4 protein-coding genes are annotated in these 6,368 nt (G+C 69.6%); all 4 read left to right on the top strand.

The window, feature by feature from the left end; all coding sequences use genetic code 11:
- A partial coding sequence (locus tag IH13_RS0135130; protein WP_031091080.1) for an alpha/beta fold hydrolase occupies window positions 1-1,152 on the top strand: 1,152 nt, incomplete at its 5' end.
- A 155-nt stretch (window positions 1,153-1,307) separates the two neighbouring features.
- Complete coding sequence (locus IH13_RS0135125; RefSeq protein WP_051836027.1) at window positions 1,308-2,312, top strand: TauD/TfdA family dioxygenase; 1,005 nt, start codon at window positions 1,308-1,310, stop codon at window positions 2,310-2,312.
- A gap of 48 nt (window positions 2,313-2,360) precedes the next feature.
- A complete protein-coding gene (locus IH13_RS0135120; protein ID WP_031091075.1) occupies window positions 2,361-5,387 on the top strand; it encodes an amino acid adenylation domain-containing protein in 3,027 nt (1,008 codons plus the stop codon).
- Window positions 5,380-6,246, top strand: coding sequence for a metallophosphoesterase family protein (locus IH13_RS0135115; protein WP_031091073.1), 867 nt, complete (start codon window positions 5,380-5,382; stop codon window positions 6,244-6,246). Before IH13_RS0135120 ends, IH13_RS0135115 begins: the two co-directional genes overlap by 8 nt.
- The last annotated feature ends 122 nt before the right edge of the window (window positions 6,247-6,368 follow it).

Genomic DNA, 6,368 nt, shown 5'->3' with positions numbered 1-6,368 from the left:
ATGTGTATAAGAGACAGGGCCGGCGCCACCCCGGCCGACCGGCACACACTGCTCCTGGAAGTCGTCACCACGTGGGCCGCTGCCGCACTGGGGCTCCCGTCGGCGGAGGAGATGGACACGGCACGGGACTTCCTGGAGCAGGGCTTCGACTCCCTGACCGCCCTGGAGCTCCGCAACAGTCTCCAAAGGGTGCTCGGGACCGAGGAGTTGTCGGCCACCCTGCTCTTCGACCACCCCACACCCACCCGCCTGGCCCGTCACCTCTCCGCCATGCTGGACGGCGACGGCGACGGCAGCGGCAACGAAGTCACGCCGCTCCCCGGGGGGCCGAGAGGCGGCATCCTGGGCTCCCTCCTCCAGCACACCCGGTCCACCGGTCAGGCAGTGGAATACGCCAAGGTGCTGATGCAGCTCGCGGCGTTCCGGGACGTCTACGACAGCGAGGCGCCACCCGCCCAGCCGGCCCCCGTGGTCCGCCTGGCGAAGGGAGACGGCCTCCCGCTCATCTGCCTCTGCACGATGTCGATGCTCTCCGGACCCCACGAATACGCGCGCCTCGCGGCGGGCTTCCGCGGGGAACGCGACGTGTACGCGCTCCCGCACCCCGGCTTCGCCGAGGGCGAGAAGCTCCCTGAGGACTTCGACGTCCTGATGCGTACACACGCCGACGCGGTCCTGCGCACGGTGGGCGACAGACCGTTCGTCGTCACCGGCCACTCCGGGGGCGCGCTGCTCGCCAACGCGCTCTCCCACGAACTGGACCGGCAAGGCCGGCCACCGGCCGCCGTGATCCTGCTGGACAGCTATCCCGCCGACAGCGAGGTGATGGCCGCCTGGATGCCCGAGCTGCTCGACGGCATGGTCGAACGTGACGACGCATACACGCCCATGGACGACTTCCGCGCCACAGCGTGGGCCGCATACCTTCCCTTCCTGTACGCGTGCCGGGCGCAGCCCGTCGACGTACCCACACTTCTGGTACGGGCCGGTGAGCCCCTGCGCGCGTGGGCGGGCGAAGGCGACTGGCATGCCGTCTGGCCCCTGCCTCACTCGGTCACCGACACCGAGGGGAACCACTTCACCATGCTCGGCGAACACGCGGGGCCCCTGGCGCACCGGATACGCGAATGGCTGACGGAGCAAGGGTGCTGAACACAAACACACCGAATCCGCACCACCCCCGTACAGGGGTAGGCGGACGATAGATAGGGGTTGCCGTCAATTCGGCCGAATCCATAGTCTGCGGACCGGAGTCGACTTGGCGAGCCCGTTCCTTCGCATCAGCTCTGCCCACGAATGGTTGAATTATGCCTGCCGAAGTCAAGCCGAAAATCGGCGACGATGCCCAGATATCGCTCGACGGCCAGGAGAAGGGTGAACTGACCCTTCTGGCCGAGCAACTGCGTGACTTCGGTCCACGCCTGAACGACGACCCCCGCTGGACTTCCGCCGCCCGGGAGCTCTCCTGCGGGCTGCCCACGAGGCTGCGCCGGACGTTGCGCCGGTTCACGTGGAACTCCGGCCGCGAGGCCATGCTCCTGGTGCGAAACCTGCCGGTCGACGTGGAGAACGTGCCCGACACGCCGTCGGTACGGGGCTCCGTCCAGCGCGGGACCACTACGCCGGCGTCCGCCCTGATGCTCATCGCCATGGCCATGGGTGAAGTGATCGCGTTCGACAAGGAGAAGACCGGCGCGCTCGTGCAGGACGTGGTCCCCGTTCCCGGAATGGAGCAATTCCAGGGGAATGCAGGATCCATCAAGCTCAACATGCACACCGAGAACGCTTTTCACGAGCACAAGCCCGACCTGGTGGGCCTGATGTGCCTGCGGAACGACCACGAGAACGTCGCCGGCCTGCGCGTCGCCTCCGTGCGCAACGCGGTTCCGCTGCTTTCCGCCCGGACCAGGGAAATTCTCCACCAGCCGCGCTTCGTGACCATGGCGCCGGCTTCCTTCGAGATCGCCGACGGCCTGGAGGAGCCCCACGGAATCCTCGCCGGCAGTTTCGAGGACCCCGATCTCAAGGTGGACTTCAGCAGCACGATCCCGTCCGACGACGAAGCCGCGCAGGCCATGACCGAGCTGGAGGGCGTCATCGAACGGGTCGCCCACACGCTGATCCTCGGCCCCGGTGACCTCGCCTTCGTCGACAACCGGCTGGCCCTGCACGGCCGTAACTCCTTCGAGCCCCGCTACGACGGCCGGGACCGCTGGCTGCAACGGGTCTTCGTCCACCTCGACTTCCGCAAGTCCCGCGTCATGCGCAGTGCGGACGGCCAGGTACTCGGCGCTGCCGAAACGGTTCGCTGACCGGACGTGACGCACCCCCGACCGACCCGAAACGAAAGAGGTATCCCCATGTCCGCGGGTGAGGACGACAACGTCTACAGCCGGCCTGTGTCGCCCACCGAGACATGGTTCCTGGTGTACCCCGAGTCGGTCCCGGGCGTCATCCAGATCGTCATCGAAGGGGACGGTCACATCGGCCACGCCGAGCTGATCGGCGCCGTCGCGACCGCGTCCCGGGCCTGCCCCGGGGCGCGGCTCACCCGGCAGGGCATGACCTGGGTAGACAGTGGCGTGGCACCGGCCGTACGGGTTCTGCCCGGTGAGCGGGTCGACCGGCACACCTTCGCCGACGCCGCCGAACTGCACAGCCCCCTGATGGGCAACGACGGAGGGCCCACCTGCGAGCTCCTGCTCCTCACGGGCGAGGAGTCGGACACCCTGATCGTGCGAGCCTTCCACGGGGTCATGGACGGCCAGGGCGTGCGCACCTGGGCGGAGGACATCTTCCGGGTACTGCGCGGCGAGGAACCCGTGGGAGCCCCCTCACGCATAACCGAGAACGAACTGATCGAGCAGGCCGGCGCCCCGGAGGAACGGGACATCACCCCTGACCTCGACTGGCCGTCCGCACTCGGTTCCCGCCCGCAGGGCCAGCACGACTTCTTCTGGCGCAGACGCACCGTCGACGGCACGCACCCCGCGCTCGTCGCCAAGATCGCCCGAACCGTCACCCAGGCGTGCGGCCTGCGCACCGGCAGGTTCCTCGTCCCGGTCGACCTGCGCAGGTACCTGCCCGGAGTCCGCTCGACCGGCAACCTCACGAACAATCCGCTGTACGAGGTGCAGGGCAACGCCGGCTGGGAGCAGGCCCACGAGCGACTGCTGGCAGTCCTGTCCACCGGTCAGGATCTGGCGGCCCGCGTCGACCCCTCACTGCCCGGCCAGGACCTGACGGAACTGCACCAGCAGATCATGGGGCTGGACGCCTACTCGGCACAGCAGGGCTGCTACAGCAGCCTGGCGACGCTCTCCCACATGGGCAGGGTCGCCCCCGCCGTCTTCAGTACGGGTTCGTTCCACGCCACCACCGTCTACTCCCTGCCCAATTCCGGTCCCCTGGGGCCACCGGAGATCAACGCGGTCGAGTTCGGCGACCGCACCGAGATCACCATCGGCTGGTACGACGGTCCGCAGACCCCGGACCGTGCGGAGGCACTGCTCGACCGCATCGAGGAGGCCCTGTCCCCGCGGGCGTACCGGGAGTGGGACGGCAACGGGACCCGGCGTGCGCTCGCCCGCCCGGGGACCGCCGTCGAGCAGTTCCACCGCCAGGTCTCCCGTACACCCGGTGCGGTCGTACTGACCGGCCCCGAGGGTGACGTGACCTTCGGTGACCTGGACCGGCGGGCGGACGCCGTCGCCGTCGCGCTGCTGGACCGGGGCATCGGACGCGACGATGTCGTGGGCCTGCTGGCCGGCCGTACGGTCGCGGCGATGGCCGCCATCTGGGGGGTGCTGAAAGCGGGTGCGGCCTACCTGCCGCTCGATCCGCAGCAACCCGATCACCGGCTCGCCGACCTGGTGGCGGATGCCGGGGCCACCGTATGCCTCGTCGAGCACACCCACGCCGAGCGCCGCTTCACCCCTGACTCAGGCTGCGACGTGGTGGTGCTCGAGACGCTGGAGCCCTCGGACCGCCGCCCCGAGGGCGTCGAGGTGCGCCCGGAGGACCTCGCGTACGTCATCTACACCTCGGGTTCGACCGGGCGCCCCAAGGGTGTGGAGATCGAGCACCGTCAGCTCGCCACCTTCATCAGCTGGGCCACCCGCGTCTACGGGGTGGATTCCACCACCCGGTTCCCGCTGTTCACCTCCCTCGCCTTCGACCTCTCCAACACCGCGATCTTCCTGCCCGTGCTGGCAGGCGGATCGATCGCGCTGGTGCCCGACGAGCCCAACCACGTGGTGCTGCGCGACATGCTGGAGAACTCCGGGGCCAACGCCCTCAAGCTCACCCCCACGCATCTGGACCTCATCGGCAGACTGGGCCTGGCCCCGGCCGGATTCCGCGCGGTGATCGCCGGCGGGGAACTCCTCCGTGGTGCCGTCGCCGACCGGGCCCAGCAGCTCTTCGGGCCGCAGTGCGGCATCTTCAACGAGTACGGCCCCACCGAGACGACCATCGGCTGTATGACGCGACGCTTCGATCCGGAGCACGACGCGGACCTGCCGTCGGTGCCCATCGGAGTCCCGACGGACAACACCCGGATCCACCTGATCGGCGGGGACGGCCGTCACGTGGCCCCGGGCGAGGTCGGTGAGATGTACCTCGCCGGCGACCAGCTGGCCCGCGGCTACCGGGGCCGGCCCGATCTCGTCCGCGAACGGTTCACGGCCCTCGCCGACGGCACCCGCGTCTACCGCAGCGGTGACCTGGCCAGAATGCTGGATTCCGGTGAACTGGAGTCCGTGGGCCGCAACGACGAGCAGGTCAAGGTGCTCGGCTACCGCATCGAGCCCGCCGAGGTCGCCAAGGCCCTGGAGGAACACCCGGCGGTGGCCACGGCCTTCGTCACCGGGCTGGTCAGGCCCGGCACCACCGACAAGGTGCTGTGCGCCTACGTGGTCCTGCGCGAAGAGGTCCCCGTGGAGCGGCTCACGGCCCACGCCGCCGGCCTTCTGCCCCGCTACATGGTGCCCACCACGACGACGGTGGTCCCTGAACTGCCCCGCACGGTCAACGAGAAGGTCGACGTCGCCGCCCTGCCGGTGCCGTTCACCGGGCCGCAGGCCGATGCCGCGGCCGCGGAGGCGAAGTCGCGCAGTGAGGTCGAGGAGGACGTTGCCAAGATCTGGGCGCGCGTCCTCGCGGTGGACGTCAACCGGCTCGGTGGCGACACGGACTTCCACGGGCTCGGGGGCGACTCCGCGACCCTGCTCGCCATGCTCGCCTCGGTCAGCGACGAGATCGTGGGCGCCCGGCGGGAGCGGGAGTTCATGGCGGCCCTGCCGGTGATCCTCGGACGGCCCACTCTCTCGAAGGTCGCGGAGATCGCCGAGCGCGCGCGTGACGGCCAGGCGGTCACAGATGGCTGACCCGGGGCGGGCGAGCATCGTCGCGATCAGCGACGTCCACGTCCGCTACGACGAGAACAGGAAGATCGTCGACGGGATCAGACCGGAGAACGACGAGGACTGGCTGATCGTCGCCGGTGACGTCGGTGAGATCGTCTCGGACATCGAGTGGGCGCTGCGCACCCTGCGCAACCGGTTCGCCAAGGTCATCTGGGCGCCGGGCAACCACGAACTCTGGACCGCCCCCGACGACCCCGTGCAACTGCGCGGCCAGCAGCGCTACCTGCACCTCGTGGACATCTGCCGCAAGCTCGGAGTGGCCACTCCCGAGGACCCGTACCCGGTGTGGGAAGGCGAGGACGGCCCCGTCGCCGTAGCACCGCTCTTCCTCCTGTACGACTACTCGTTCCGTCCTCCTGGGACGTACTCCAAGACGGCGGCGCTCCAGGTGGCCGAGGAGGCCGGGGTGGTCTGCAGCGACGAGTTCCTGCTGCATCCGGACCCCTACCCGAGCCGAGAAGCGTGGTGCCGGGCCCGTGTGCGGATCACCGAGGCACGTCTTTCGGCGCTCCCGGAGGACCTGCCCACCGTCCTGGTCAACCACTGGCCGCTCGTGCGCGAACCGACGCGGGTGCTCTGGCGGCAGGAGTTCGCGCTGTGGTGCGGAACCACGGCGACCGCCGACTGGCACACGCGGTTCCGTGCCAGGTCGGTGGTGTACGGGCACCTGCACATCCCCAGAGTGATCCACTGCGACGGCGTACCGCACCAAGAGGTCTCTCTGGGGTACCCCCGCGAATGGCAACGGCGTCAGGGCACCCCGGGCCGGCTGGTCCGGATCCTGCCGACCGTCGCCTCTCCTCACAGAGAGCCGGTGTGATGACCGTTTCGTACGAGCACCCTGCCGTAGTACCCGGATCGGCCACGCGTGGCCGGGTGGCCGAACTGCTGGCCCTGCGCGAGCAGGCGCGGCGTGGACCGAGTGACCGGGCGACCGAGGCG

The sequence above is a fragment of the Streptomyces sp. NRRL WC-3549 genome (assembly GCF_000721935.1).
GTDB lineage: Bacteria > Actinomycetota > Actinomycetes > Streptomycetales > Streptomycetaceae > Streptomyces.
The sequence above is the reverse complement of the archived record's forward strand: the minus strand, read 5'-3'. Positions and strand labels throughout refer to the sequence as shown.